At 35.3% G+C, this 26,035-nt stretch carries 25 protein-coding genes and 1 pseudogene; 6 read left to right on the top strand and 20 right to left on the bottom strand.

Annotated features, from left to right (window positions below; genetic code table 11):
• Nucleotides 1–12 precede the first annotated feature (12 nt).
• Nucleotides 13–1,170 (top strand): ABC transporter permease, encoded by a 1,158-nt coding sequence (locus AC3EMB_RS04290; RefSeq protein ID WP_002197439.1) that lies wholly within the window; start codon nucleotides 13–15, stop codon nucleotides 1,168–1,170.
• Between the two features lie 457 nt (nucleotides 1,171–1,627).
• The gene (gene entC / locus AC3EMB_RS04285; RefSeq protein ID WP_488517495.1) at nucleotides 1,628–3,016 is read left to right on the top strand and encodes a cell wall-binding protein EntC; all 1,389 of its coding nucleotides are present in this window, start codon (nucleotides 1,628–1,630) and stop codon (nucleotides 3,014–3,016) included.
• 51 nt (nucleotides 3,017–3,067) lie between these two features.
• Here the strand turns inward: entC and AC3EMB_RS04280 are convergent, their stop codons facing one another.
• The 8 genes from AC3EMB_RS04280 to AC3EMB_RS04245 all read right to left on the bottom strand — a co-directional run bounded on the left by AC3EMB_RS04280 (nucleotide 3,068) and on the right by AC3EMB_RS04245 (nucleotide 10,666).
• Nucleotides 3,068–3,991, bottom strand: coding sequence for a HEAT repeat domain-containing protein (locus AC3EMB_RS04280; RefSeq protein ID WP_488517494.1), 924 nt, complete (start codon nucleotides 3,989–3,991; stop codon nucleotides 3,068–3,070).
• Between the two features lie 108 nt (nucleotides 3,992–4,099).
• Entirely contained in the window at nucleotides 4,100–5,185 is a 1,086-nt protein-coding gene (locus tag AC3EMB_RS04275; protein ID WP_488517493.1) for a DUF871 domain-containing protein, read from the bottom strand.
• Nucleotides 5,175–5,453 carry a hypothetical protein gene (locus AC3EMB_RS04270; RefSeq protein WP_000900048.1) on the bottom strand — a complete coding sequence of 93 codons (279 nt, stop codon included), beginning with the start codon at nucleotides 5,451–5,453 and terminating at the stop codon, nucleotides 5,175–5,177. Before AC3EMB_RS04270 ends, AC3EMB_RS04275 begins: the two co-directional genes overlap by 11 nt.
• Nucleotides 5,429–6,739 (bottom strand): PTS sugar transporter subunit IIC, encoded by a 1,311-nt coding sequence (locus AC3EMB_RS04265; protein ID WP_001013053.1) that lies wholly within the window; start codon nucleotides 6,737–6,739, stop codon nucleotides 5,429–5,431. Before AC3EMB_RS04265 ends, AC3EMB_RS04270 begins: the two co-directional genes overlap by 25 nt.
• Nucleotides 6,740–6,822: 83 nt before the next feature.
• Complete coding sequence (locus AC3EMB_RS04260) at nucleotides 6,823–7,128, bottom strand: PTS sugar transporter subunit IIB (protein WP_000275645.1); 306 nt, start codon at nucleotides 7,126–7,128, stop codon at nucleotides 6,823–6,825.
• A 1-nt stretch (nucleotide 7,129) separates the two neighbouring features.
• The gene (locus AC3EMB_RS04255) at nucleotides 7,130–7,450 is read right to left on the bottom strand and encodes a PTS lactose/cellobiose transporter subunit IIA (RefSeq protein ID WP_000774623.1); all 321 of its coding nucleotides are present in this window, start codon (nucleotides 7,448–7,450) and stop codon (nucleotides 7,130–7,132) included.
• Nucleotides 7,451–7,560: 110 nt separating this feature from the next.
• On the bottom strand, nucleotides 7,561–9,501 hold the full coding sequence (locus AC3EMB_RS04250) for a BglG family transcription antiterminator (protein ID WP_488517492.1): 1,941 nt from the start codon (nucleotides 9,499–9,501) through the stop codon (nucleotides 7,561–7,563).
• Nucleotides 9,502–9,577: 76 nt separating this feature from the next.
• The gene (locus AC3EMB_RS04245) at nucleotides 9,578–10,666 is read right to left on the bottom strand and encodes a DUF871 domain-containing protein (RefSeq protein WP_001253350.1); all 1,089 of its coding nucleotides are present in this window, start codon (nucleotides 10,664–10,666) and stop codon (nucleotides 9,578–9,580) included.
• A 319-nt stretch (nucleotides 10,667–10,985) separates the two neighbouring features.
• Here AC3EMB_RS04245 and AC3EMB_RS04240 point away from each other — a divergent pair, with 319 nt between their 5' ends.
• Nucleotides 10,986–12,188: an MFS transporter gene (locus tag AC3EMB_RS04240; protein WP_000503255.1), complete on the top strand. Its 1,203-nt coding sequence runs from the start codon at nucleotides 10,986–10,988 to the stop codon at nucleotides 12,186–12,188.
• Between the two features lie 350 nt (nucleotides 12,189–12,538).
• Nucleotides 12,539–14,194 carry a Na/Pi cotransporter family protein gene (locus AC3EMB_RS04235; RefSeq protein ID WP_050842626.1) on the top strand — a complete coding sequence of 552 codons (1,656 nt, stop codon included), beginning with the start codon at nucleotides 12,539–12,541 and terminating at the stop codon, nucleotides 14,192–14,194.
• 37 nt (nucleotides 14,195–14,231) lie between these two features.
• Here AC3EMB_RS04235 and AC3EMB_RS04230 read toward each other — a convergent pair whose 3' ends face one another.
• On the bottom strand, nucleotides 14,232–15,227 hold the full coding sequence (locus AC3EMB_RS04230) for a YhdH/YhfP family quinone oxidoreductase (RefSeq protein WP_488517491.1): 996 nt from the start codon (nucleotides 15,225–15,227) through the stop codon (nucleotides 14,232–14,234).
• A gap of 314 nt (nucleotides 15,228–15,541) precedes the next feature.
• On the opposite strand from AC3EMB_RS04230, the gene AC3EMB_RS04225 reads away from it, so the two are divergent.
• Together AC3EMB_RS04225 and AC3EMB_RS04220 are read left to right on the top strand one after the other, a co-directional pair.
• Entirely contained in the window at nucleotides 15,542–16,741 is a 1,200-nt protein-coding gene (locus tag AC3EMB_RS04225; RefSeq protein ID WP_000437406.1) for an LCP family protein, read from the top strand.
• 148 nt (nucleotides 16,742–16,889) lie between these two features.
• Nucleotides 16,890–17,330, top strand: a complete 441-nt coding sequence (locus AC3EMB_RS04220) for a hypothetical protein (protein WP_000642361.1) — start codon at nucleotides 16,890–16,892, stop codon at nucleotides 17,328–17,330.
• Nucleotides 17,331–17,399: 69 nt separating this feature from the next.
• Here AC3EMB_RS04220 and AC3EMB_RS04215 read toward each other — a convergent pair whose 3' ends face one another.
• From AC3EMB_RS04215 to AC3EMB_RS04165, 11 genes and pseudogenes are all read right to left on the bottom strand, one after another.
• Nucleotides 17,400–18,164: a sulfite exporter TauE/SafE family protein gene (locus AC3EMB_RS04215; protein ID WP_000060742.1), complete on the bottom strand. Its 765-nt coding sequence runs from the start codon at nucleotides 18,162–18,164 to the stop codon at nucleotides 17,400–17,402.
• 33 nt (nucleotides 18,165–18,197) lie between these two features.
• Entirely contained in the window at nucleotides 18,198–18,677 is a 480-nt protein-coding gene (locus AC3EMB_RS04210) for a DsrE/DsrF/DrsH-like family protein (RefSeq protein ID WP_044783307.1), read from the bottom strand.
• Between the two features lie 69 nt (nucleotides 18,678–18,746).
• Nucleotides 18,747–19,043, bottom strand: coding sequence for a rhodanese-like domain-containing protein (locus AC3EMB_RS04205; protein ID WP_053565191.1), 297 nt, complete (start codon nucleotides 19,041–19,043; stop codon nucleotides 18,747–18,749).
• 14 nt (nucleotides 19,044–19,057) lie between these two features.
• Nucleotides 19,058–19,417 (bottom strand): rhodanese-like domain-containing protein, encoded by a 360-nt coding sequence (locus tag AC3EMB_RS04200; RefSeq protein WP_064532576.1) that lies wholly within the window; start codon nucleotides 19,415–19,417, stop codon nucleotides 19,058–19,060.
• 37 nt (nucleotides 19,418–19,454) lie between these two features.
• Nucleotides 19,455–19,685 (bottom strand): sulfurtransferase TusA family protein, encoded by a 231-nt coding sequence (locus AC3EMB_RS04195; RefSeq protein WP_053565193.1) that lies wholly within the window; start codon nucleotides 19,683–19,685, stop codon nucleotides 19,455–19,457.
• Nucleotides 19,686–19,707: 22 nt separating this feature from the next.
• Entirely contained in the window at nucleotides 19,708–20,844 is a 1,137-nt protein-coding gene (locus tag AC3EMB_RS04190) for an MBL fold metallo-hydrolase (protein WP_488517490.1), read from the bottom strand.
• 38 nt (nucleotides 20,845–20,882) lie between these two features.
• The gene (locus tag AC3EMB_RS04185; protein WP_254489141.1) at nucleotides 20,883–21,443 is read right to left on the bottom strand and encodes a sulfurtransferase TusA family protein; all 561 of its coding nucleotides are present in this window, start codon (nucleotides 21,441–21,443) and stop codon (nucleotides 20,883–20,885) included.
• A gap of 88 nt (nucleotides 21,444–21,531) precedes the next feature.
• Nucleotides 21,532–21,795 (bottom strand): metal-sensitive transcriptional regulator, encoded by a 264-nt coding sequence (locus tag AC3EMB_RS04180; RefSeq protein WP_000456206.1) that lies wholly within the window; start codon nucleotides 21,793–21,795, stop codon nucleotides 21,532–21,534.
• 184 nt (nucleotides 21,796–21,979) lie between these two features.
• A complete protein-coding gene (gene cdr / locus AC3EMB_RS04175; protein WP_488517489.1) occupies nucleotides 21,980–23,644 on the bottom strand; it encodes a CoA-disulfide reductase in 1,665 nt (554 codons plus the stop codon).
• Nucleotides 23,645–24,008: 364 nt separating this feature from the next.
• Entirely contained in the window at nucleotides 24,009–24,977 is a 969-nt protein-coding gene (locus AC3EMB_RS04170; RefSeq protein ID WP_488517488.1) for a trypsin-like serine peptidase, read from the bottom strand.
• A gap of 174 nt (nucleotides 24,978–25,151) precedes the next feature.
• Nucleotides 25,152–25,607 (bottom strand): annotated as a pseudogene (locus AC3EMB_RS04165) (neutral/alkaline non-lysosomal ceramidase N-terminal domain-containing protein); the annotation flags it as partial.
• Between the last annotated feature and the right edge of the window lie 428 nt (nucleotides 25,608–26,035).

The following is a 26,035-nucleotide window of genomic DNA, read 5'->3' as shown; positions in this document are numbered from 1 at the left end:
GAAAATATACGCATGGCCCTTTCCTCTATCTTTGCTCATAAGATGCGTTCTATATTAACGATGCTAGGTATTATTATTGGGGTTAGTGCCATCATTACTATTATCTCGATTGGGGATGGAACAAACGCAAAGTTCCGCGAACAAATCGGGAATGAAAAAAAAGATCAGTTTTCTGTAAATTATAAGACAGAAGATTACTCAGATATGGACGGCAAAATTTCCTCAAGCATGTATGAAAGTATATCCAAAATTTCTGGTGTGCAAGAAGTTTATCCAGATGTAAAAGGAAAAGAAAAAGTATATGCAGGAAAAAAAGAATTAGATCTTGATATTACCGGTGCAAAAGGTGATTATTTTGAAGATACATCTAAATTCAAACTTGAGCACGGCAGATTTTTAACAGCAGCTGATTTAGACAGACCTGAACACACAATTGTATTAAATACAGATGCTTTTGATAAATTATATTCTTCATGGGAACCAAACTTATATGTAGATATAAAAGGTACACCATACAAAGTAGTTGGCGTATATTCAATAAAAGCAATGATGGGTGGCATGACATTTAAAGAAGGTGTCATTTCAGCAGAAAACTGGCCTGTACTATTCGGGAAAAACAACTACGATTCTGTAACGGTAAAAATTGCTCCTGGTCAAGATAAGGAAACTGTTCAAGAAGCAGTTGTAAAATCATTAAATGAAGCAAAAAAACCAGAGCATTCAGGTAAATTTGAAGTACCAGATCCACAAGAATTCTTAAAAGAAATTGATAGCTTCACAGGTATATTAAAAAGTGTATTCGGTGGTATTGCCGCTATTTCCTTACTTGTAGGTGGTATTGGTGTAATGAACATTATGCTAGTATCTGTAACAGAGCGTACACGCGAAATTGGTATTCGTAAAGCATTAGGTGCAACACGTGGTAAAGTATTAATGCAATTCTTAATCGAAGCTTGCATTTTAACAGCATTAGGTGGTTTTGTCGGATTTATGCTTGGAATCTTCTTCGCATGGATTGTCGCAATGTTTGCAGGATGGCCACTTGTCGTTTCACTAAAACTAGGACTTATCTCCGTTGCCCTATCTATGTTAATCGGTATACTATTCGGTTTACTACCAGCTAACAAAGCTGCCAAACTGGATCCAATTGAATGTTTACGATATGAATAAACAAAAACGTAGGAGTTTACACTCCTGCGTTTTTTATTTATCTACTAAATTGAGTTTCTTCTATTATATATGTTTCACGTTACAACTACCATTCTAATACTCTTCATTATTTATAGGTACTAAGGCTATTATCTAATTCTATTATTGCAAAAATACTATGTAACAGACGAAAATCAAGGCGTAATTTTTTCCATACTTCGACTGATTTTGTAACAATTATATCGATATTTTATTAAATTTCACCTCATTTATATATTTTCACGCCTAAAAAGATTATCGTTTCATAACTAAATTTCCATTCAAACAGTAAAATAAGCTATTTTTGTAACGCTATAGATATCATCAAGAAATATTACTGTAACATTATTAATGTTACAGTAATTGAAATACTACTCATTTTGTGTTTCATATGCCCTAATACGCCAAAAAACAACAAGGAAGCGCTATCAGGATATTTATGGAATTGTTACAGAATATTAATGCCCCGTTACGAAAGCTTTGTAATTTTATGTTTTTCGCAAATAAGAAAATAATGGTTGCTATAATGAGGTCAACGAAAACAAATGCAATGGAGGCTATTATGAAAAAATTTATGGGTATAGCAACAGCAGCGGTTTTTGGTCTTGGGATTTTCACAACATCTGCTAAAGCAGAAACTATCGTAACGACTGACGTACTAAACGTACGAGAAAACCCAACTACTGAATCAAAAGTTGTAGGAAAATTATTAGATGGATATAAAGTAAATGTTTTACATACAGAAAATGGTTGGTCAAAAGTTCAATTGAATAGCGGTAAAGAAGCTTTCATAAGCGCTGACTATACAAAAGACACTTACTACGTAACAGCAAACGTATTAAACGTACGTGCTAGTGCAAATACAGATTCAGAGATTCTTGGTAAGTTGAAAAAAGATGATGTAATCGAAACAACACACCAAGTACAAAATGATTGGATTCAATTTGAATATAACGGAAAAACAGCTTATGTTCATGTTCCTTACTTAACAGGTAAAGCACCAGTTAAAGTTCAACCAGTAGTTAAAGCTGAAAAAACAACTACAGTTCAAGATACAGCTAAAGTTCGTGAAGCAGTTAAAGCTCAGGAAGTAGCTGAAACTCAAGCAAAAGCTAAAGCAGTGGAAGCTACTAAAGCTCGCGAAGCAGCTGAAGCTCAAGCAGAAGTTAAAGCTCAAGAAGCGGCTAAAGCTCGTGAAGCAGCTAAGGCTCAAGAAGCAGCTAAAGCTCAGGCAGATGCTTCTGCTCAAGCAGAAGCTAAAGCTCAAGAGGCGGCTAAAGCTCGTGAAGCAGCTAAAGCTCAAGCCGCTGCTGAAGCTCAAGCAGATGCTGAAGCTCAAGCAGCGGCTAAGGCTCAAGAAGCGGCTAAAGCTCAAGCAGATGCTGAAGCTCAAGCGGCTAAGGCTCAAGAAGCAGCTGAAGCTCGTGAAGCGGCTAAAGCTAAAGAAGCAGCTAAAGCTCAAAAACCAGCTACACAACAACCTGCTGCAAAAGAAACTGAAACAAGTGCACCATCATCTTCTCGTGAGTTACGTGTTGTAGCAACAGCTTACACAGCAGATCCACTTGAAAATGGTTATAAAGCAGGCGACCAAGTAAAATCAGCTTTAGGCCACAACTTAACAGCTAATCCAAACATGAAACTAATTGCAGTTGATCCAAGTGTCATTCCATTAGGTTCAAAAGTATGGGTTGAAGGTTACGGAGTAGCAATCGCTGGTGATACTGGTGGAGCTATTAAAGGTAATAAAATCGACGTTTTAATGCCAGATAAAGGCACATCAAGTAGCTGGGGACGTAAAACAGTTACAGTTAAAGTATTAAACTAGTTATAAAAAAGAGTCAGTCTCATCGTTGAGGCTGGCTCTTTTTTATGATTCTTACATTCTTTCTTTCTCTTGAAAGTAAGTAATATTATCTCGAAGCCACTTCCTCTCCGACATAAACAAGTTTCCACGTTTTTTGTACACTTTATCAAATGTCTTTAAAGCTTCTTCCTGATCAACAAACTTATGTAAGAAACGAAGAGCAATGATAATCTCTGATTCATCCGTAGGCTCTACTTCATTTTTACGTCTTCTAGCGACAATTTTATTCACACGTTCGCAAATTGGTCTCATTGCCATTTCGTCACCATACATATAAATAGCTCGAACAGCTTCATATTTCACCATCACATTTCTATCATGCAAAGCTTCAATATAAACTATTTGTAAGTCTGTTCTTCCGATTTCTGCTAAAGTCTCAATAGCTGCTGAACGAATATAAGCACTATCGCAGTGTAAAAGTTTCGTTAAAGATAGAATCGATCGCTTTGTTCCAATCTCATGTAAAGTGGCACATATATTTACAATATCATCTCGATTCTCCTCCACTGTAAGTAACTTCAATAAAGCCTCTTCTGCTCCCAACGATTTACACAACTTTAAAGCGATGACAGCGGAATAACGAACTCCACTATTTTTATGATATATGTAAGGAATAATTTTATGTGCATTGCTCGCTTCAGATAATTTACTTAAATCTATAAGCATACTATCCAACACTATCCTGCTTTCTTCACTTTCTAACCGATTTATCAAATAATCTGCTATATACATCTCTCTAGTATTTATTGCAAGTTGTGTAATTAAAAAATAAAGGTTTATTTTTATATATACTTTTCGTGCTTCCGTTACTTTCTCTTGCAAACAAGAAAAAAGGGATAAATCATTTAACTGCATCGCTTCTTCATACGCACATTGCCGAATACCTGCTTCTTCATCATCCATCCGCCTTAATAAATCATCTATATACTCTTCCATCTCCTTCTCTCCCGTCCAAATGAAATCTATCTCTTTGCATTCTATATACGATAGACTACTATATCAATAGAAAAAAGAGGATGCCACAGCATCCTCTCCTTCTCTTCTCTATTCCACACAAGTAAACTGCGTCCAAGCTCCTACATAATCTAGTAAGAATAACTCCTCTTCCGCAATTGTACCGACGATATTTTTCCGTTCATCTATCGGCATTTCTTTCAAGATGATTTGCAGTTCACCTTTATACTTACCAAATGAGTTGTTACCAATTACAACTTGCCCTCTTTCCTGTAGTACACTTTTGCGCACTGGGAAGTCATAGTCTTTGTACTTTTTACGTACTTCTGTAGAACGTACCATATACTCTGTTATGTCGCCGCGTCTTACATGTAATTCTTGCAGTGTCGCTCTCTTCTCTACTTCAGTCGCTTCGTCTACAAATTGTACTTTTAGCTGTAACATGTAGCGATTTAAGTTTCCTAGTTTCTCTAACTCTTCTTCACTCGCATAAGCATTTCCGATAATGACATCATCGATTAGCCCTGTTGCCCATAAATGCTTCGCTTGTACTTCAATTGGTAAATTACGATGCTCTTCTAACGTACATAATCCATCGTTAATATCCCATGGACCGATGTTTGCGGCATGTGATGTAATAAAGGCTGCACTGCGAATACCATGCTTTTTAAAGCGTTCACTACAGCGAATGAAATAATCGTACGGAAGACCAGTGAATTTTTGCGGATAAAAATTATGGCAACCAATTAAAGCTGATTTATTCGCTTGATGCGAAAGAATATTTTCTAAGTACGCAATATCGTTACTTACATTTAACTCAATTTTTAAACCGTACGGATTATTCGTCATTTTCGCTTCCGTTAATCCGTCAAAACCTACATCTAAACGAATACCGTCTGCACCTAACTCTGCGAAAAATGATAGATCGCTATAACTAATATCAAGCTGATCAAACACAGCCGGAGCTACATCTAAAATAACTTCCATATTATTATCTTTTGCGTGATTAATAATCTCTTTAAATTCAGATACAATTTCTTCTTTCGGACGATTCACAGATAACAAACAAGTAAATATTCTTGAAAAACCGTGTCGTGCCGCTGCCGAAATATATGCCATATCTTTTTCTTTCGTTGAATGTTCTGGATAAAGTGAAATTCCTAATTTACGCTCCATGCTTTTGCATCTCCTTCACACGTTGTATTAATGCCATGCTCGTAAATCTATATTTTGCAGATAAACATGTTGCACATAAAATTGTCGGTACAATAATTACGTACGGTGATTGCAATCCTAACATTACATATGCACCCATTGAACAACCGATAAATAAAACTGATACTAGTAGTAACACTAATAAAGATTTACTTTGTACCCATTTCGAATAATGGGCAATACACTGTCCGACCACGAATGTAATTAAGATGATAATTGCTCCGAGCATTCTGTTTTCTCCTCTCCTGCTAATTGTTGTTTCTCATACATTTTGAAGAATGGATAGTAAATAACGAATGAGATAACAAAGTTAACAAGTACAAGTACACCAGCCATAATTGTCCAGTCCGTACTAATTACCGCTGCAATTGGTGCTAACATCGTAAATGGCAGTTTCGCCATCATGAGTGGAATCATACCTGAAACAACTGCAAAATATGATACTGTCGTTGTCACTAACGGTGTAATAACGAACGGAATAATTAGAATTGGGTTCATTACAATCGGTGCCCCGAAAATAATTGGCTCGTTAATATTGAATAAACCTGGTACGAATGATAATCTACCTAACTCTTTTAGGAACTTAGATTTAGAGAACATAAACATAATTACTAAAGCTAACGTTGAGCCTGATCCGCCAATCCATACGAACCATTGAATGAATTGCTCTGTAAATAAGTTTGGTAACTGATGTGCATTTCCTGTAGCCGTGAATACTTCCATATTTTCAAGAATTGCTGAATCCCACATCGGACGAATAATTGGTCCTAAAATCGCTGGTCCATGTATACCGAATGACCAGAAAAACACGATTAAGAATACTGTTAATAAACCACCGAATAAATTATTTCCTACTAATACTGATTTTAATGGTGCGATTAAATATGTGATCGTTGTATTCACATCAAATTTCAAACCGTAGCGAATGCCCCAGAATAAAAGAATAACTGCTAATGTTGGAATTAATGCTGCAAACGAATTTGAAACTGCTGGTGGTACACTATCTGGTAATTTAATCGAGATATTATGCTTAATCATAAAATGATAAATTTCTACTGCAATTAATGCTGTAACAATTGCGCCGAATAAAGACGTTGCACTTAATGTTCCTACTGAAATATATCTCCCTGCATCAATAACACCTGGTACAGCTTTCGTAATTTGAATTGGTTCAACTGATGCTAGTAAAAAGGCGAGTACAGATAATAGCCCTGCACTTAACTGATTGAGCTGATAAAAGTTCGCGAGCGAAGCCCCTACACCAAACGCTGCGTATAATGCCATTAGTCCTACTGTAAATCGGAATGGAATATCTAAAATATGGCGAAACGGTGCAATCCATTCCATATATGCATCAATTGGTAAATTTAAAAAGATAACGAAAAATGATCCGACGATCGTTAACGGTAATGTAGAAATAACACCGTTTCGAATTGCTAATAAATGTCGTTGTCCTGCGATTTTTTGCGTTGTTGGCATAATCTTTTGTTCCATAAAACTCATAAACCCATTCATCAATAGCCCTCCTCTTTCTCTCTACTATAAAAGAATGAAATAAACTTTATAACATTATAATGTTTATATTTAAAAAGATATAATTATGCTAAAACTAATTGTTCTGCTTGCCTAAGCACTTTCAAACCATCACACATGCCATAATCTCGTTGGTCTATAATCGCAACTGGTATGTTGTATGAGTTTGCAAGAAACTCTACAGCTGGAAATAAATATTTCACTTGTGGACCAATTAAAACGACATCAGCTTCCTTAATTTCAAGTTTCACAAGTTCTGAATCAACCGCCTTAATTTTATAATTCTTCCCCTGTTTCTTTGCCTCTTCTTGCATTTTTCTTACGACCATACTCGTTGACATACCTGCTGCACAACATAATAAAATATACATCTTATACTGTCACTTTCTCTTCCACTCGTTTATGAAGAGTAATAAATTCTTCAGCTAGTTCTTTCACTGTAATTGCATTCATTAAATGGTCTTGTGCGTGCACTAACAGTAAACTGATTTCTGCATGATTTCCTCTTGCCTCTTCTTGAATTAAATCCGTTTGAATACGATGCGCTGCTGAAATTTCCTCACTAGCAAGTTTCATCTTTTCACCGGCATTCTCAAAATCTCCTTGTCTTGCAAAAGCAATTGCTTCAAGTGCCGCGCTTCTCGCATTGCCACCATGTAAAATTAACGCAAATGGAGTTTGCATATCAGCCATTTTAAATTCCCCCAAGCTATATGTTTTCTATATTTTTATCTTATTATGAAAACGCATACAATTAAACATAAAAAACTTCCGTTATGTAACGGAAGTTTTTATATACTTTTTCAAAATGATAATAAAATCTCTTGAAAATCTTCAATTACCTCGGTCTGAGTAAGTTTCTCTATCGTAGTTTGACTAGACATAATATCATATAAAAAATCATAAAGCCTTTGCAAATCTTCATTATTATTGCGCTTTACACTAAATAAAATAATTACTTGTACTTTTTTATCTCCCCAATCAACAGCTTTTTCAAGTGTGCAAAACATCAAAAAAGTTTCCTCACTTAATAACTGCATCGGATGCGGGATTGCAACTGAATTCCCAACAGCTGTCGGAGACGTATTTTCTCTTTCCATAACAGAAGCATAAAAGTTTTCTGGTACATAGCGTTTCTCAGCAGCTTTCTCACATAAAAACTGAATAACATCCTCTTTCGTAGAAGCACTATGATTTAAAAAGATTAAATCTTCCTTAATATATTGCCGCACACTATTATTTACATGCGTAAACAACCGCTGACCAATCGATTTAATCTCTTTATCATCAAATATTGAATTCACTTTTATAACTGGAACAGGCAAGCCACTCGGTATATGAATCGTACTAATAATACAATCTATTTTTTCTTTATAAAGATCTTCTACTTTCAATTGATAATAGCCTGTAATACCTACAATCTCTAATTTATCTCGGAACTGTGATAAAATTTTATATTTTAATAGTTGTGCACTTCCTTGACCAGTCGCACAAACTAATAAGCATCTTTTCTTTTGATTCTGCTCCTGCAAACGGCTCATCGCTCCGCCGAAGTGAATTGCTATATAACCAATTTCACTTTCAGGGATCGATTCACCCGTATATTCACCAATGATATCTCCAACAAGAACCGCAATTTCAAAAGCATACGGATAATTCTTTTTCACTTCTGCCAAAAGAGGATTTCTCGTATTTAACTTATACTTCAAACGATTTAATAACGTTTTTAAATGAATACCAAATCCAAATAATAATTCTTCATCATAATAAAAAATAAGATTCCGTTCTTCCGCTACTTTAAAAAGAATATGTTGCATAAATGCATATATATCTTTTCCTAATAGCTCTTCTACATTTTCATAGCGATCTCTCGTTGTAACAGCTGTACTTAATAAATGCATCGTCACATATAATACTTCTTCTTCTGGAAATGAAAATTTCAACTCTTTCTCTAAATCTCCTAAAATCTGCTTCGCAATTGTATATTCTTTCTTTATTATAAGTTCTGATTGCTCCGTATGCAGTTCTTTCATATAATGTTGACTTTGACAACGCTTTAATGCGATTGCAATATGAATGACTAAATTATCAATTTCTATATCAGATAAATATATTGTTCCGCCTTCAATATACTTTAATATAATTGAACGAATGAGTGATATATGAGGTAGCGATAAATATGTCTCCGTCTGCTCAAATTGCTCATGAAACGGAGTATGGTCATAACGCGGTAAACCATATTGTGATAAACAAGAACGAATATTAAATTCCTCTCCAACAATACGTATACCATAATACGGTCTCTTCTCAATTTGTAATTTATAGCGACTACATATATCTGTAACATCTTTCATAATTAAATTGACCGTTGATTTGCTCACATAAATCTCTTCCGCTAATTCTGAAAGCTTCACATATCCCTCTGTCGTTAAAACACGCTGCAGAATGTACGCTATTCTTTCTTCATAAGAAGTTGGAATCTTTTCCGTCTGTTTTTGAAATAGACTCGCACAAAATTCTTCAAATTTCTTCGTTTGTATAATTTCTAATTCGTACCCAGTCCCTCTTTGCGATTCGATTTTCGCTCCGTTTTCTTCCAATATATCATTTAATAATTTTATATCCTTTTGAATCGTCTTCGTCGATACATGTAAACGGCCCGCTAAAAAAGCTCGATTTAACATCGATTTCTCTTCTAAAAACTCCTCTAAAATAGAAATTAATCGCTGATGCACCTTTGTCATAGCTCTTCCTCTCGCTCTTTATATATAAAGGGGGAAAAGCTGCTGAAATCAGTAGTTTTTCCCCTTTATATTCTCTCTATTTCTTTAATGTGAACCCGAATTTATCCCATGCTTGTAAATAATCTAATAAGAAAATTTCTTCTTCTATAATTCGACCAACTACATTTGTTTTTCCTGTATTCACCATATCTTTTAATGCAATTTGTAATTCGCCTTTATACTGGCCATATTGTTCATTATCAATTAATAAATCTCCACGCTTAATTTCACGCGTATTATGAGGTTTAAACTCTTCTTTTTTATATTTCACACGACTTTGTGTAGAACGAATCATATATTCAGATACATCTCCGCGATAAAAATGTGGTTCGTCTAATACGATAATTCTTTCTAATTCTGTCGTTGTATCATATAGTTCTATATCAAATGTTTGTTTCTCTTTATTTAATGCACCTAGTGCTTGTAATTCTTCTTCTGACGCATATGCGTTTGCAATAATAACATCATCAATTAATTCCGTCGCAAATAAATGCTTCGCCTGTGTTGTCATCGGTAATTCACGATGCTGCTCTAATGTACATAACCCTTCTGTTACTGGCCAAGGTCCGTATGTTGCATCAAATGATGAAATAAAAGCAGCCGTTCTCATACCGTAATCTTTAAATTGTTTCGAGCATTTAATGAAATGATCGTATGATAAACCTGAATAACGATGCGGATAAAAATTATGACAACCAATTAAATTTTCACGATTTGGTCTATGACTCATAATGTTATCTACATACTTCGTACCATTGCTCATATTAATCTCAATTTTCAAACCATACGGATTATAAGTCATAATTGATTCTTCTAATCCTGAGAAACCAACATCTAAACGAATACCGTACGCACCCAATTCATGGAAGAATGATAAATCATTATACGAAATACCTAATTGTTCAAAAACAGATGGACTAATATCAACTAATACTTGGAACCCTAATGCATTCGCATGTGAGATCGTTTCTTTAAATTCTTCAATAATTTTCTCTTTTTCTCCATCCACAGATAATAAACATGTGAACACACGTGTAAACCCATATTTACTTGCTAATGTTAAATACTCCTTATCTTTCTCTACTGTTGAATGTTCTGGATAAATAGAAATACCTAATCGTCTCATATGTACACGCCTCTTTCTTCATCATATTGTAAACCTTTTCAAATATATGTAGTGAAAAAGTATATATCCCCTTCTTGTTCACTACTCCTTTGAATCCGCTTTCTTTAAAGAAAAAACAATTTCTATCATTCTTAACACCTACAAGTATATACATCTATACTTTACATCTTTTTTTCATAGTTGTGTAGCCTTTACACAAATTTGTCAGTTTTTCACCTTAAAAATTGTTATCCGTTTTCAAGACACCTTCCTTGACTGTTGCATTGGCCAATACATATACTCGAAAGAAAAGAGAAAATTTTATATAGGGGATGAATATATGGGAGAAGCAATACTCGTAAAACGAGAACCGTTATGGACAAAAGAGTTTGTTGCTTTAATTTTTGCAAACTTATGTATGTTTTTAGGGTTTCAAATGTTAATTCCAACCTTACCTGTTTATGTGAAAGAAATTGGTGGCACAAGTTCCAATATCGGATTGGTTGTCGGCATGTTTACCGTTGCGGCACTTTTTGTTAGACCGCTAACTGGGAACGCCTTGCAAAAATTTAATAAAAAAATCATCTTAATGATCGGTACTGCTATTTGTTTACTCGCTATGGGCAGTTACCTTTTCGCCTCAACAATCTTTCTCTTGCTTGCTGTTCGTATTTTACACGGAGCTGGTTTCGGTATTACAACGACTACATATGGGACTGTCGTTTCTGATTTAATTCCCTCAGCTCGCCGCGGAGAAGGCATGGGATATTTTGGTCTTTCTGGAACAATTGCAATGGCCCTCGGTCCACTTATCGGACTATGGCTTATGCAAACATATAACTTCACAATTCTTTTTTTATGTGCATTATCGTGCACAATTGTTTCATTAATATTAACGAAACTACTTCAAATCCAAAAAACGAAACAGCCTCCACAACAATCATCTAGTACTTTTCTCGATGGATTTATTGAGCGTAAAGCTTTACTTCCTTCATTATTAATATTATGTATTACATTAATGTACGGAGGAATCGGAAGTTTTATCACACTATTTGCTACAGAAGTCGGCATAGCTGATATTAGCCTCTTCTTTTTATGTAACGCACTAGCAATCGCTGTAACTCGTCCATTCTCTGGAAAGCTATATGATGCAAAAGGCCATACATTCGTCATCATTCCGGGAGTTATTATAACGTTTACAGGTATTATTTTATTGTCGTATACGACGACAATTCCGAGCTTAATTATTGCTGCAGCATGTTACGGAAGTGGTTTTGGAGCGATCCAACCTGCACTACAAGCATGGATGATTGACCGCGTAGCACCGCATCGACGCGGCGTAGCAACGGCTACATTCTTCTCCGCATTTGACCTTGGAATCGGCGCTGGAGCGATTATATTTGGATTTATTGCTCATTTTACAAACTATGCAACTGTATATCGTTACTCCTCTCTATTACTTATTGCTTTTCTCTTCATTTACATTACAAGCATAAGAAAACAAAAGCATAGCGATAAAAACACGGAAAAAGCTGCTGGATAAATCAGTAGCTTTTTTATCGTATTAAAAAATTGTTTTCCCTCGTTTTGCTGTTATAAAACTACATGCATTTTCCTACATATTTTTTTAACTTTCATCAAAAAATATACGATGAACTCGCAGACGCTTTCCTTGATATTCAACTGAACAACATTATTCTAAAAAGTGTGATTTCTTTACAAAATTAAGATTTATACAAGATGAAAACCAATAAAATACAGCTGTTTCTTTAAGCGATTGTAAACTTTTCTTCCCTTTGTAAATTTAGTGTAAATTTTACTAGCAAACCGTTTACAGTGACTCAAGGTTCAGTTAATAATTACATCGTACATGAAATTTAAGGAGTGGAATGCGTGGAATATAATGTTCAAGATATGATCTTCCAGTTCATTGGTGGATTAGGTATTTTCTTATTCGGGATTAAATACATGGGCGATGGACTGCAACAAGCAGCTGGAGATCGTCTTCGCGATATTCTAGATCGTTTTACAACAAACCCACTTATGGGTGTACTAGCAGGTATGTTAGTTACTGTATTAATCCAATCCAGTTCAGGAACAACCGCTTTAACAGTCGGACTTGTAAGTGCCGGATTTATGACATTAAGACAAGCAATCGGTGTTATTATGGGTGCAAACATCGGTACGACAGTTACTGCATTTATTATCGGAATTAAAATCGGAGAATATGCTCTCCCAGTTATGGCAGTTGGAGCAATCCTACTATTCTTCTTTAAAAATAAAAAAGTACATTCTGTAGGTCAAGTTGTATTCGGTTTTGGTATGTTATTCTTCGGTTTAGAATTAATGAGCGCAGGTATGAAACCTCTTCGTTCTTTAGAATCATTCCAAGAATTAACAGTGAGCATGAGTGATAATCCAATTTTAGGAATTGTTGTCGGTACAGTCTTTACTTTAATTGTACAAAGTTCAAGCGCAACAATCGGTATTTTACAAGAACTATTCGGTCAAGGTGCAATCGATTTACAAGCAGCTCTTCCTGTATTATTCGGTGATAACATCGGTACAACAATTACAGCTGTATTAGCAGCGATCGGTACTTCAATTGCAGCAAGACGTGCAGCATTAGTTCACGTTATCTTTAATATTATCGGTACAATTATCTTTACAATTTTATTAGTACCATTTACAAGTTTAATTCAATATTTCCAAACATCATTAAACTTGAATCCAGAAATGACTATTGCATTTGCACACGGAACATTTAACGTAACAAATACAATTATTCAATTCCCGTTCATTGCAGTGTTAGCATGGATCGTAACAAAAATTATTCGTGGTGAAGATGCAGCGATTGACTTCAAACCACAACATTTAAATCCAATCTTTATTGAACAATCTCCAGCCATCGCTTTAACTGAAGCTCAAAAAGAGATTATCCGTATGGCTGAGTTTTCATTACATGGATTAAAAGAAGCAAATCAATTTTTAAATACACAAGACAAAAAACACGCAAACATGGCTACTCAATTAGAAGGAGCTATTAACAATTTAGATAAAAAAATTACCGAGTATTTAGTTTTACTATCAGAAAAGCCACTTTCACCTACGGATTCTGAAAAACATTCTGTTTTAGCAGGTGTTGTTGGAGATATTGAACGTGTCGGTGATCATGTAGAAAACCTTGTAGAACTTGTAGATTTCCAAATTTCAAACCGTGTTTCACTATCAGACGAAGCATTAACTGAATTAAACGAAATGCTAGAATTAACGATTTCAACACTGCAAGACTCAGTTGAAGCTTTAACAAACTTCGATACTGAACTAGCTCAAACTGTTATTGCAAAAGAACGCAAAATCGACCAAATGGAACGTGTTCTTCGTAAACGTCACGTATTACGTCTAAACGAACGCAGCTGTTCAGGTGATGCAAGTATCATCTTCGTCGATATGGTAAGTAACTTAGAGCGCATTGGCGATCACGCTGTAAATATCGCTGACGGTGTTTTAGGCGAACAAGGAAAAATCAATTTAAAACAATCATTATAATAAGAAAGAGACGCTAACTTAAGCGTCTCTTTTTTCATTATATTTTAACAACTGTTCTTCCTTTTAACTTTCCTTGCAATATAAGTGTAAACTTCTTCTCTAATTCTTCTAATGTACATTCTTCTGTATAAGATAGTAACTCTTTATTTCCCCATTCATTCGCTAAAAGCGTCCACACATCTCTTCTCACATCCACTGGACATTGCACGGAATCTACCCCTAAAAGGCTTATACCTCGTAAAATAAACGGATATACCGTGGTTTGTAGTTCCTGGCCTGCCACATTACCGCATGTCGTTACACAACCACCATACTTTACTGTTTTTAAAGCTGTTTCTAACATATGTCCACCTACAGTATCGATAACTCCGGCGTATATCCCTTTTAACATCGGTCTTCCTGATTCATCATTCAATTCCGCGCGATGAATCACTTTTTTCGCTCCTAGACGTAGTAGCATCTGTTCCTCTTCCATTTTCCCTGTCGCTCCTACTACGTTAAACCCTAACTTACTTAATATACTAACAGCTACACTCCCTACGCCGCCTGTAGCACCCGTTACTAAAACATCTCCCATACTAGGCTTGATTCCTGCTCCAATAAGCTTATATACCGACAAAGCCGCAGTAAAACCTGCTGTCCCATACATCATACTTTCCTTTAATGACAATCCTTCTGGTAAAGGCACGACCCAAGATGATGGCACGCGAATATATTCTCCGAAACCACCAGAAGTATTCATCCCTAAGTCATATCCCGTTACAATAACTTGATCTCCTACCTTAAAAGAGTTATCTTCACTACTCAAAACTTCTCCTGCAGCATCAATTCCCGGCGTATGAGGATATGTTCTCGTAACCCCTTTATTACCAGTAGCTGAAAGGGCATCTTTATAATTTAATGAAGAATAATGAACTTGTATGAATACGTCTCCCTCAGGTAAACTACTTACTTCTCTCTCAACAACTTTTCTTACAAACTGATGATTTTCCGTTTCGTTCACAACGATTGCTCGGAATGATGTATGATTCATTATGCTCTCTCCTTTATCCGTCAAATTCTTCTTTATTATATAGAAGAAATAGGTAAGCTTACTCATTTCTTCTTGGATATATTTCAACAAATCTTACTTCCCTATCGCTTTCTCATAATATATATTTTCATTTCTACTAATAGCCCTTATACTTATTCTACATCTACAAAATAATATATAGAAAATCTGACTTTTTATAAATAAATTGAATTTTTACGAAATGTAAATGATTTGTAATGTTTTTTTTCGCTAAATTTCATTATAATAAGTGGATATGAGTGTCGTATTTCAATCCAAATGAAGGAGTACAAGAAATGGAGCAAAACCCATCTTTGCAAGAAAATACACGCAGTAAACCGAAAAAAAATAAGAAAAAAATAAAAATTATTATAAGCGCTATACTATTCGTTTTATTAATAGGCGGCGGTTATACTTGGTTTTTAGTAAATAAAGCATCTTCTGCTGTTCGAAATGCCGCACACGATTTAGCACGCGGTGATAAATCTGATTTACGAGATAAAGCTGTAAAACCTATTACAAATAACGTCTCTGTTTTAATAATGGGTGTTGATGAAAGCGATGTCCGAGGAAAAGAATATGGTGAAGCTATAAGAACAGATGCGCTTTTACTTGCAACATTTAATAAAGATAGCAAAACTGTTAAACTATTAAGTATCCCACGTGACACATATACTTATATCCCAATAGAAAAGAAAAAAGATAAAATTACACACGCTCATGCATTCGGTTCTGCTAAAAACGGAAAAAATGGTGGACCACAAGCAAGCATTGATGCAGTTGAAAAATTAATGAATGTTCCTGTCGATTATTTTGTGAAATTTAACTTTAAATCATTTATAAAAATCGTCGATGACTTGGGCGGTGTTGAAGTTGATGTACCAGTTGAATTTACTGAGCAAGATAGCAATGATAATGCTGAGGCAATTCATCTAGAAAAAGGTGTTCAAAAGTTAAATGGCGAAGAAGCTCTTGCTCTTGCTAGAACAAGACACATCGATAGCGATGCAATGCGTGGACAACGTCAACAACTCGTTATCGAGGCTATTTTAAAGAAACTAACAAGTGTTGGTTCTGTAACAAAAGTTGGCAACATCATTGATGATATTAACGGACAATTCGTTACAAACTTAACATTTGATGATATGCTTTCATTCTATAAATATGGATCGGATTCGGAAATTGAGAAATTACAAATCCAAGGTGATGATTGCTATATGGCAAAAGGTGACGATACATGTAGCAAATCTGCTGGTGGTGGTCGAACTTACTACTACAATCCAGATAAAAAAGAATTAGCTAATGTTACAAATGAACTTCGTACTCATCTTGGGCTACCTGCATATACAAAGTCTGACTCAGACTCTGATTCGAAAAAGACAAAAGAATCTAAGTCTGAAAATTCAAGTGAACGCGAATCAAGTAACAATGAAGTGAAAAATAAGAACAAAAATAGCAGTGAAGATACAGAAACATCGTCTAACGACAATGAATAATAAAGAAGCAGTACTCTATGGAGGTAGAGTACTGCTTCTTTTTATTTCTTCAGAATCAAAAATCAGAACTTTCTAACTATCTTTTTTAATATTTTTAAATTATAATAAATAGTAGCAATCTATTCCAATTATCAGGGGGCTCATACATATGAAAGCTGCAGTAAAACATAACATCTCAGATTTTAAAGACTACTTAAAATCCAACGATATATACATGGAAGAAAATATAGATGAAAATGATGGATCTGTTCATTTTTCAGTAGGATTAGAGACAGAAGCTGGCGCAAAAATTCAACTTATCGCTGCTTTCCAAAACGAACATCCTACGGTAGATATATACTGCTTCAATGTTGCTCACGTGCCTGATGCAACATCAACAAATGATATTTTACATGTTATTAATGAATTAAACACATCTTATCGCTTTGCAAAATTCACATTAAACAAGCAAAATGCAATTGATATTTCAGCATCTCTTGCATTCTCAGAACCAAACTTTAATCCAGCACTTGTCTTTGAACATACGAGAATGCTATATAAATTAGCAAATGACGAATATAAAAACTTAATGAAAGTTATTTGGGCATAAAGTAAAACTATAATCCGTTAGGTTTACGGGCAATAAATAAAAGGATGGGCTGTAAGCAGCACCATCCTTTTATTTTGATATCATATCGATCCACATTTTAACAGCAGTGCCTACAATTAAAGTGGACAATACATATTGCAGTACTTTTTGATTTAGCCTCTTCCCGACTCGTGCTCCAAGTGGCGCAGCAAATATACTGGCAACCGCAATAATTAGAGCTGGAATGATAACTACTTGCCCAGTAATCACTTTTCCTGTAGTAATCCCTATTGAGGAAATAAACGTAATAGCGATAGATGTCGCGATCGTCATGCGCAGTGGTAATTTTAAAATAACTAGCATAATGGGAACTAAAAGGAACGAACCTCCAGCTCCTATAATGCCTGAAGCTCCCCCTACAACGAACGCTAACAAGCTTGCTAACCATTTATTATACTTCACATCTCCACTATTATTTTGTTTCGGTACAAACATCATAATAGCTGCAATTGTAGCTAATGCTGCATAAACAACATTGACTGTATGTTCCTCTAATATGTTAGCACCGAAACTCCCTATGAAGCTTCCTATTAATATACTAGCTCCCATATACATAACTAACGTTTTATTCATGTCATTACTTTTCCGGTATGCCCACGCGCCTGCAAAAGTTGCAAAGAATACTTGTACCGCTGTAATACCGCTCACTTCATGTGACGTATAGCCAGTAAATCCTAGCAATACTGGAATGTATAAGATCATCGGATAATTAATAATCGCGCCACCAATCCCAACCATTCCTGATATAAATGATCCTATAAACCCAATTATAAAAAGTAATACGACTAAGCTCATCTTACATCCCCCGCCTTCTAAAAAGAAGGTGATTTAAATGAATAAGTTTACATTCCCATCCGAAGCATCTGCTAAATATGCCCCTACACCTGCAAACTCTACCCCTTCCATAATCTCTTCCTCTTTTAACCCTAATAAATCTACTGTCATTTGACAAGCTACAAGTTTAATTCCTTGTTCTTTCGCCAAATCAATTAAATCTGGCAAAGGCATTGCGTTATGTTTTTTCATAATGCCTTTAATCATCTTCGGCCCCATGCCAGCAAAATTCATTTTGGATAATCCCATCTTATCAGCACCGCGTGGCATCATTTTTCCAAATAATTTTTCTATAAATGTTTTCTTTACATTCACATGTTCATCTTTCCTTAAAGCATTTAATCCCCAGAAAGTATGAAAAATAGTTACCTCTTGATCATACGCCGCTGCGCCATTTGCAATAATATAAGCAGCCATCGCTTTATCGTAATCTCCGCTAAATAACACGATTGTCGTTTTCTTCTGTTGTTCCATATTGTTCTCCCTCCAATTACCTATAGGGGTATTTGTTTGTTTATAAAAAGGCCCAAATCACTTACTTCACTATATGACTTTACCTTCCCACGCTAACATACCACCTACCATATTGATTGCTTGAAAACCGTAGCTCTCTAGAAACTTAACTGCTCTTCCACTTCTTCCGCCAGAGCGACAAACGATAATATACTCTTTCTTTTTATCCAACTCATGCATTCGAAACTCTAATAGCCTTAGCGGAATATTACATGCTTCTGGAATTCTTCCTTCTGCTACTTCTTCTACTTCACGGACATCTACGATATTTACTGCTTCTTTACGTAACAATTTTTCTTCTAATTCTTTTGCTGTCATTTCTTTCATTTTAAAGTCCCTCCTCACAAAGCATTCATACCACCTGAAACGTTTATTACTTGCTGAAACCCTAGTTTTTTCAACATCTTTGCAGCTTGCTTACTTCTCATTCCACTTTGGCAAATAACGATTACTTCCATATTTTTATCTAACTGACCTGCTCTACTAGCTAACTCATTTAACGGGATATTCTGAAATCCTTTCATATGATTTCCTCTATATTCACCTACTGTACGAACATCGATAAGTTGTTTCCCCTTTTTTTCCACTATATTCTTTAATTCTTTTCCACTGATATTTTGCACACCTTTCACTGGTAAAAAGCGCGAAATAACAAACCATGCAGCAAGTACAATGAAAAGCGTACTTACTATTGTGTTCATATAACCACCCTCTCTGCATTTATAACAACATTTTTTCCTACGCCTTCTTAATCCAAAATTTCAGCACATCAGCTTCTTCTACATGCTTTACGATGTTATGACCACCTTTATTTGCCCACGCTGGAATATCCTTAACTGATCCTTTATCCGTTACATGTACTTCTAACACTTCTCCAGTTTGCAAAGTATCCATCGCTTTCTTCGTTCTTACAATCGGCATTGGACATGCTAAACCCTTCGCATCTAATACTTGTTTTATATTCATCATCAATTCCTCCAATTTGTTATTTTTATAATGACTCATGCACTGCACAACGATTTGGGCCAATCTCCATTTCACGCTCTTCTTCCACACTCGGATGAATTTTCCCCATATTCGTTTGACGAATTTCTTCATATGCATTTGGCTGAGGTGGTAAATTCTCTGTCACAGTTTTACGAAACTCCACTTCATCAGCAATATTTAATCCTACATTCTCTTTAAATAGATCTTGTAAGCTCGCACTCACAACGCCTCTTTCATCCATTTCACTTATTTTTGAATAATGAGCTGGTAAAACAATTAAATCTTGAGACAGTTCCTTATACAGTGTATATAACGTATTTCTTAAATCACTCACCCAATCTTCAGCCTTACCAGCAAGATCAGGACGCCCAATTGAATCTACAAATAAAATATCGCCTGATAATAAATAAGAATCATCTACAATAAATGACGTACTTCCAATCGTATGCCCTGGTGAGTATAATGCATCAATTACAATTTTAGTACCCCCCACCGTAATAACAGATCCTTCAACAAGCGGTTCGTATGAGAAAACGACTTCCTCTGCATCTTTTGGCGGTAACCAATACGTACCACCTACCTTTTCTGCTAACTTACGCCCACCAGAAATATGGTCTGCATGTAAATGTGTATCCATTACATTCGTAATCGTAACGCCATGCTCTTTCGCAAACTCTTCATATGCCTCGGCTGTCCTTACCGCATCAATAACTGCTGCTTCACCGTTAGAAACAACCATATAAGATAAACAGCCTTTTCCAAGACGATTAAATTGATATATACTTCCTCCCCCCTGTACATCCCCTACTTTTAACGGCTTCACATATTCACTCCAAGCTTTCATGCCACCAGCTAAATAATAAATATTTTGTAATCCAACCTCTGTTAATTGCTCTGCCACAAATATAGAAGACCCTTCTTTTGCACATACTACTAAAACATCTTTATCTTTAGGTAATTCACTTACAATATGATCTACACCATCTAACAAGTCAAAGTAAGGTCTATTAATAGAAGAAACTTGTTTCCCTTCAATTTTCCAATCTTCATAATCCGCCTCATTACGAACATCTAAAATGAATAACTCTCCGAATAAAACTTTCTCTGCCACATCTTTTGCTTGTAACGGTTTAACATTCATTTAATTACCCCCATAGGTATATTTTCGTTCAAAAAAATTTACTTCTCTATATTCCCTTGCCACTCTACCATACCTGGAATGACATTTTTCACACTTAAATAACCTTTCTCACTCAACATTTGGCAAGCTATATCACTGCGATTACCAGTTCGGCAAACAACATAAATTTGTTTGGTCTTATCTAATACTGCACGATCTAGTTCACCTAATGGCACCGAAATGGCGGATGGAATATGGCCAAAAGCAAATTCCGCTGCTTCGCGAACATCTAATACAATGCTCTCTTCTCCATGAGACAATATAGACTGTAATTCTGCATTCGTAATTGTATGAGGATATTTCACAACTTCATTCACTTCATGCTCGTTTGCTTTCCTAACATAATGCACCAATACATCCCCCTCTTGTTTCGTCCCGATATATTGATGTCCTACTTTACCCGCCCAACTTTTTATATCTACCGTAGATCCTTTATCTGTTGCCTTAACTTCAATCACTTGCCCTGGTGTTAACCCTTCTATTGCCTTCTTAGTTTTCACAATAGGCATCGGACAAGCCAAACCTTTACAATCTAAACTCATATCCACTTTTATACTCATAATCGATTCCTCCACAATTTATATACATATACCTGTAGGGGTATATTAAAACGTTTTTGAAAATCTGTCAACACTTACGTTTGACAGATTATCGGCTTTTTACAAGTAATTGAACAGCTTCTTTAATTAACTCTTCATTTGAACCATTACCACTTTCAAACTGTTCACGCAAACACTGCTCTAAATTCGTTCCAACAACGAGTCCAATTGTACGATCAAGTGCAGAACGAGATGCTGTTAACTGTGTAATAACTTCTCGGCAATCTTTTCCTTCTTCCATCATACGAAGCACACCACGAACTTGACCTTCAATACGTTTCAATCTATTTTTCATATCTTGATTATATTCCATTCTATAATCACCTCATTACCATTATGTCACCATTTATAACCTATGACAATATATTATACCCTATAGGGTATTTTGTAAACCCCTATTTTTAATTTTTGTCTTATATGTTCGCGAAACAAAAATTAAAACCTTAATCTATAGGTTTTCATCTTTCACTAAATCTTGAAGTAGAAGATGAAAAATATCAATATACAACACGTTCTGGCAATACTGTCCCATACAATTTAAAACCACCATCTACATTCTTTACCTTATATCCTTTTTCCATTAACATACGCGCTGCAACATACCCTCTCATACCAAGTTGGCAAGTGATATATATTTCTTTTTCCATTGGTACTTCATCCAATCGATCACGTAATTCATCTAACGGAATATTAATAGAGCCTTCAATCATTCCCTGTTTTAGTTCGTTAGGCTCTCGAACATCAATAAGGTACCCACCATTTTCAACAATGTGATCTATTTCATGCCATTGCACTGTGTCCACAAAACCATCTACTATATTACTTGCAGCATACCCCACCATGTTTACTGGATCTTTTGCAGAAGAATACGGCGGGGCATATGATAATTCTAAATCCGGTAAATCGATTACAGTTAAATTTGCCTTCATTGCCGTTGCAATAACATCGATACGCTTATCTACTCCATCACGCCCTAAAGCCTGTGCTCCGTAAATTTTTCCGCTTTCTTTATTAAAGATTAATTTTATTAGCACTGGCGTAGCATTCGGATAGTATCCCGCATGAGAATTTGCCTGTACATGTACTACCTCATAGGGTATATTTAATCGTTTTAATATTTTCTCATTTACTCCAGTCGAAGCAACTGTTAAATCAAAAACTTTAGCCACAGAAGTTCCCATCGTACCTTTATATAAAGACTCCGTATGACCATGAATAATATCTGCTAACATGCGACCTTGACGATTAGCTGGCCACGCTAAAGGAATCATCGTTTCTGTTTCTGTAACAAAATCTTTCACTTCAATCGCATCACCAATTGCATATACATATGGGTCAGATGTTTGAAATTTCTCATTTACCTTTATCGTTCCTCTAACTCCTAATGCTAATCCTGTATCTTTCGCTAAACTACTCTCTGGTTGTACACCAATTGCTAAAATAATCATATCTGTTTTTATAAGTGAGCCACTTTTTAAACGTACAACAGTCCCATTCTCTTCTAACGCATCTACACCATCTTCAAAAACAAGCTCAACATTGTGCACCTTCATATGCTCATGTACATATACTGCCATTTCATAATCGATTGGTGGCATCACTTGATTCGCCATCTCTACAAGAGTAACTTCAATCCCACGTTCTCTTAAATTCTCAACCATTTCCACTCCAATAAATCCACCACCAATAACCGTCGCATGACGTGGTTTCTTCTCATCAATATACGCTTTTATATGATCTGTATCAGGTACATTTCGTAACGTAAACAACGCCTTTGCTTCTTCAATGCCCGGAATAGGTGGAACAATTGGTTTCGCCCCTGGTGAAAGAATCAAAACATCATATTCCTCGTTATATGTTTTACCTGTAGTTACATTCTTTATAGTAATTGTTTTCTCTTCTTTATTAATCTTTACCACTTCACTCAATACACGTATATCTAAATTAAAACGCTTTGACATCCTTTCAACAGTTTGTACTAATAATTTTTGTCTTTCTGTAATGACACCGCCAATATAATATGGCAATCCACAGTTTGCAAATGAAATATATTCACCGCGCTCAACCATAATAATTTCATCTTCTTCACTTAAACGACGAAGCCTTGCAGCTACTGATGCGCCGCCAGCAACTCCGCCTACTACAACTATTTTTCTGGACATATTTTAAACCTCCATATTATTTAATTTTCTCATGTACCACAAAAACCTATACCTGTACGGGTATATGATAGAGTATAAAAAATTTAATTTCAATCAATATGTCTTTCTTTCACAAATTTGAAACAAAAAAAGAACTTAGATATTTCCAAGTTCTTTTTCATATAGCTCTGTTCTATAACTTTCTTTACTATTACATCAATACCTAAAGATGGTGTAGTATGAGGGCATACTTGTTTTAGATAACTGAACTACACCTACATTTAAATTTCCAAACTCAATAGTTTCACTTGAAGTTAAATATATTTCGCTTAAATTTCTTAAATACCAAAGTCTAAGAAAATGAATCCAAATGGATTTACTATATTTATTCAGACCATCTTTTAATATTATTAAACACATTGTCTGTTATCCGATTTCCAAAATTCATATTTTTATTCCCTCTTGTATGAATGGCTATTATTTTGATACCTGTATCAAAATAATGATATACAGGTGATCCACTTTGCCCTTCATAAGTATCAATCTTGTATGTTAGTCTGCTAGGATTAACACCTTCAATTGGACCATAATCTCTCCACATTGTGTAACGTTCATTTCCTATTTTATCAGCTGGATATCCAGGAATCACCGCAAGTAAACCTTTTGGTGATTCTACATAGGTAGTTCTATATCCAAACCAACCTGTATAATCTCCTGGAGACCCATTTAATTTAATCGTTCCATAATCATAATTTGAATTTTCGTTATCAGTCCATCCACTTACCGAGTAAAGTTTTGTTCCTTTATAAGGTAAATACGGTGCTTGTCCTCCATTACGTCCTGGAGTTACAATAACATTTGTTGCCCATCCACCAATTTCTTTATTGTAAATACAATGTCCAGCTGTCAGCACTGTATCTTTACTAATTAGTGCTCCTGTACATCCATAAATTTCTCCACTATTATACTGAGTTGCTATATGGACTACGGCACTATACGGATATGAAGTTGTATCATTAACCCGTATTCGATCATCTATTCCTACAACAGAATAGGTAAGAATGTTAGGTGAATAATTTAACTTCGTATTTTCTAAGAAGGCTCCCCAATCTTCCCTACCATGTTTACGCCCTTCAAATGAAGGCGAAACAAGATCTTCTCCCCTTCGATTATTACTATACAAAGATTGTTCTTGAAAAAGTACACGTTCTCCCTCATTTGAAACTGATGTCCACGGTACATCTTCTGCATACACCTTTTGATTCACCAAAAATACTATACAAAAAAAGATAAAAAGAACACCAAAACTATAAAGAGCCAACCTACATCTTATAGAAATAAAGCTATACACCATAACTTACCTCCTATACAAATGATAGCGAACAATTGAAGATCCCTTTATAAATTCTAGTTTTTCTTTTTTTAAAAGTCAACGTAATTAATAATGATAATCATTATTAATTACGTTGACTTAACAAAATCACACAATTAGTCACATTCTTTACTCTGCGTTCAAAATTCTGTCTCATTAAAGTTTCACCTTATTACATAAATCCATAACCTTCTTCACAATCAACTCCGCAGTATTCTCTCCCGGTGGCATTAACAAATTTGTAACTGTTCCATACACAATAGGACTTAATTCTACTTCATATTCGTCTTTTGTGGGTAAATAACCAAGATATCCGTTCATATATCCACCAAAGAAAGCTAATTCATTTTGAAGGATTTCTTTCATTTCTAGGGCAGTTTCTGAAAATGGTTCCATCGGTATGCCAGAGAAAATCCCATCATTAACTTGAAACAGTTGCACTTCTAAATCAATACTTAACCGCCGAATACCTTGCCTATATTTCTCTAAAACGATAGTAAGCCATTCGTCCGTATTCACGCCCCACTGCTTCTCAGCTAATCGAGCCATGCTTCGTATCTCATCAATTTCAGGAATATCATTCAACTTCATTTGCATCATACTCGAAACTGTCCCGTAAATACGTTCTTCAACATTATTTATGCCTGTCTCTCTATGATATCCGACAAAATCAATACCTACAGGCGGCGTAATATCAACCTTACATACCCCTATTTTGCTCATTTGGATCACTCCATTTCTCTATGTAACTCCCTTTTTTCAAGAATAGCATATTTTTCCTATTTTAAATAAAAAAGAACGGACACAGTATCCTATGTCCGTTCTTTAAATAATCGCCCTATTCTTTCATTACAAGCTCTTTATTTTAATAAGTTATTTATATAGATGCTATATCCCATTCACTCTCTCTTAATCCAAAGAGTATGTCACAACCAAAACCAAGTTTTATACTGTATCATTTCGTACCTTCTATTAGATCGCGGCATATTTTCATCAAAAAAACTTATGGATTAATTCTAGTTTTTGATGAATGTAGCAAA

The sequence above is a fragment of the Bacillus sp. LQ16 genome, from assembly GCF_057784645.1.
The sequence above is the reverse complement of the archived record's forward strand: the minus strand, read 5'-3'. Positions and strand labels throughout refer to the sequence as shown.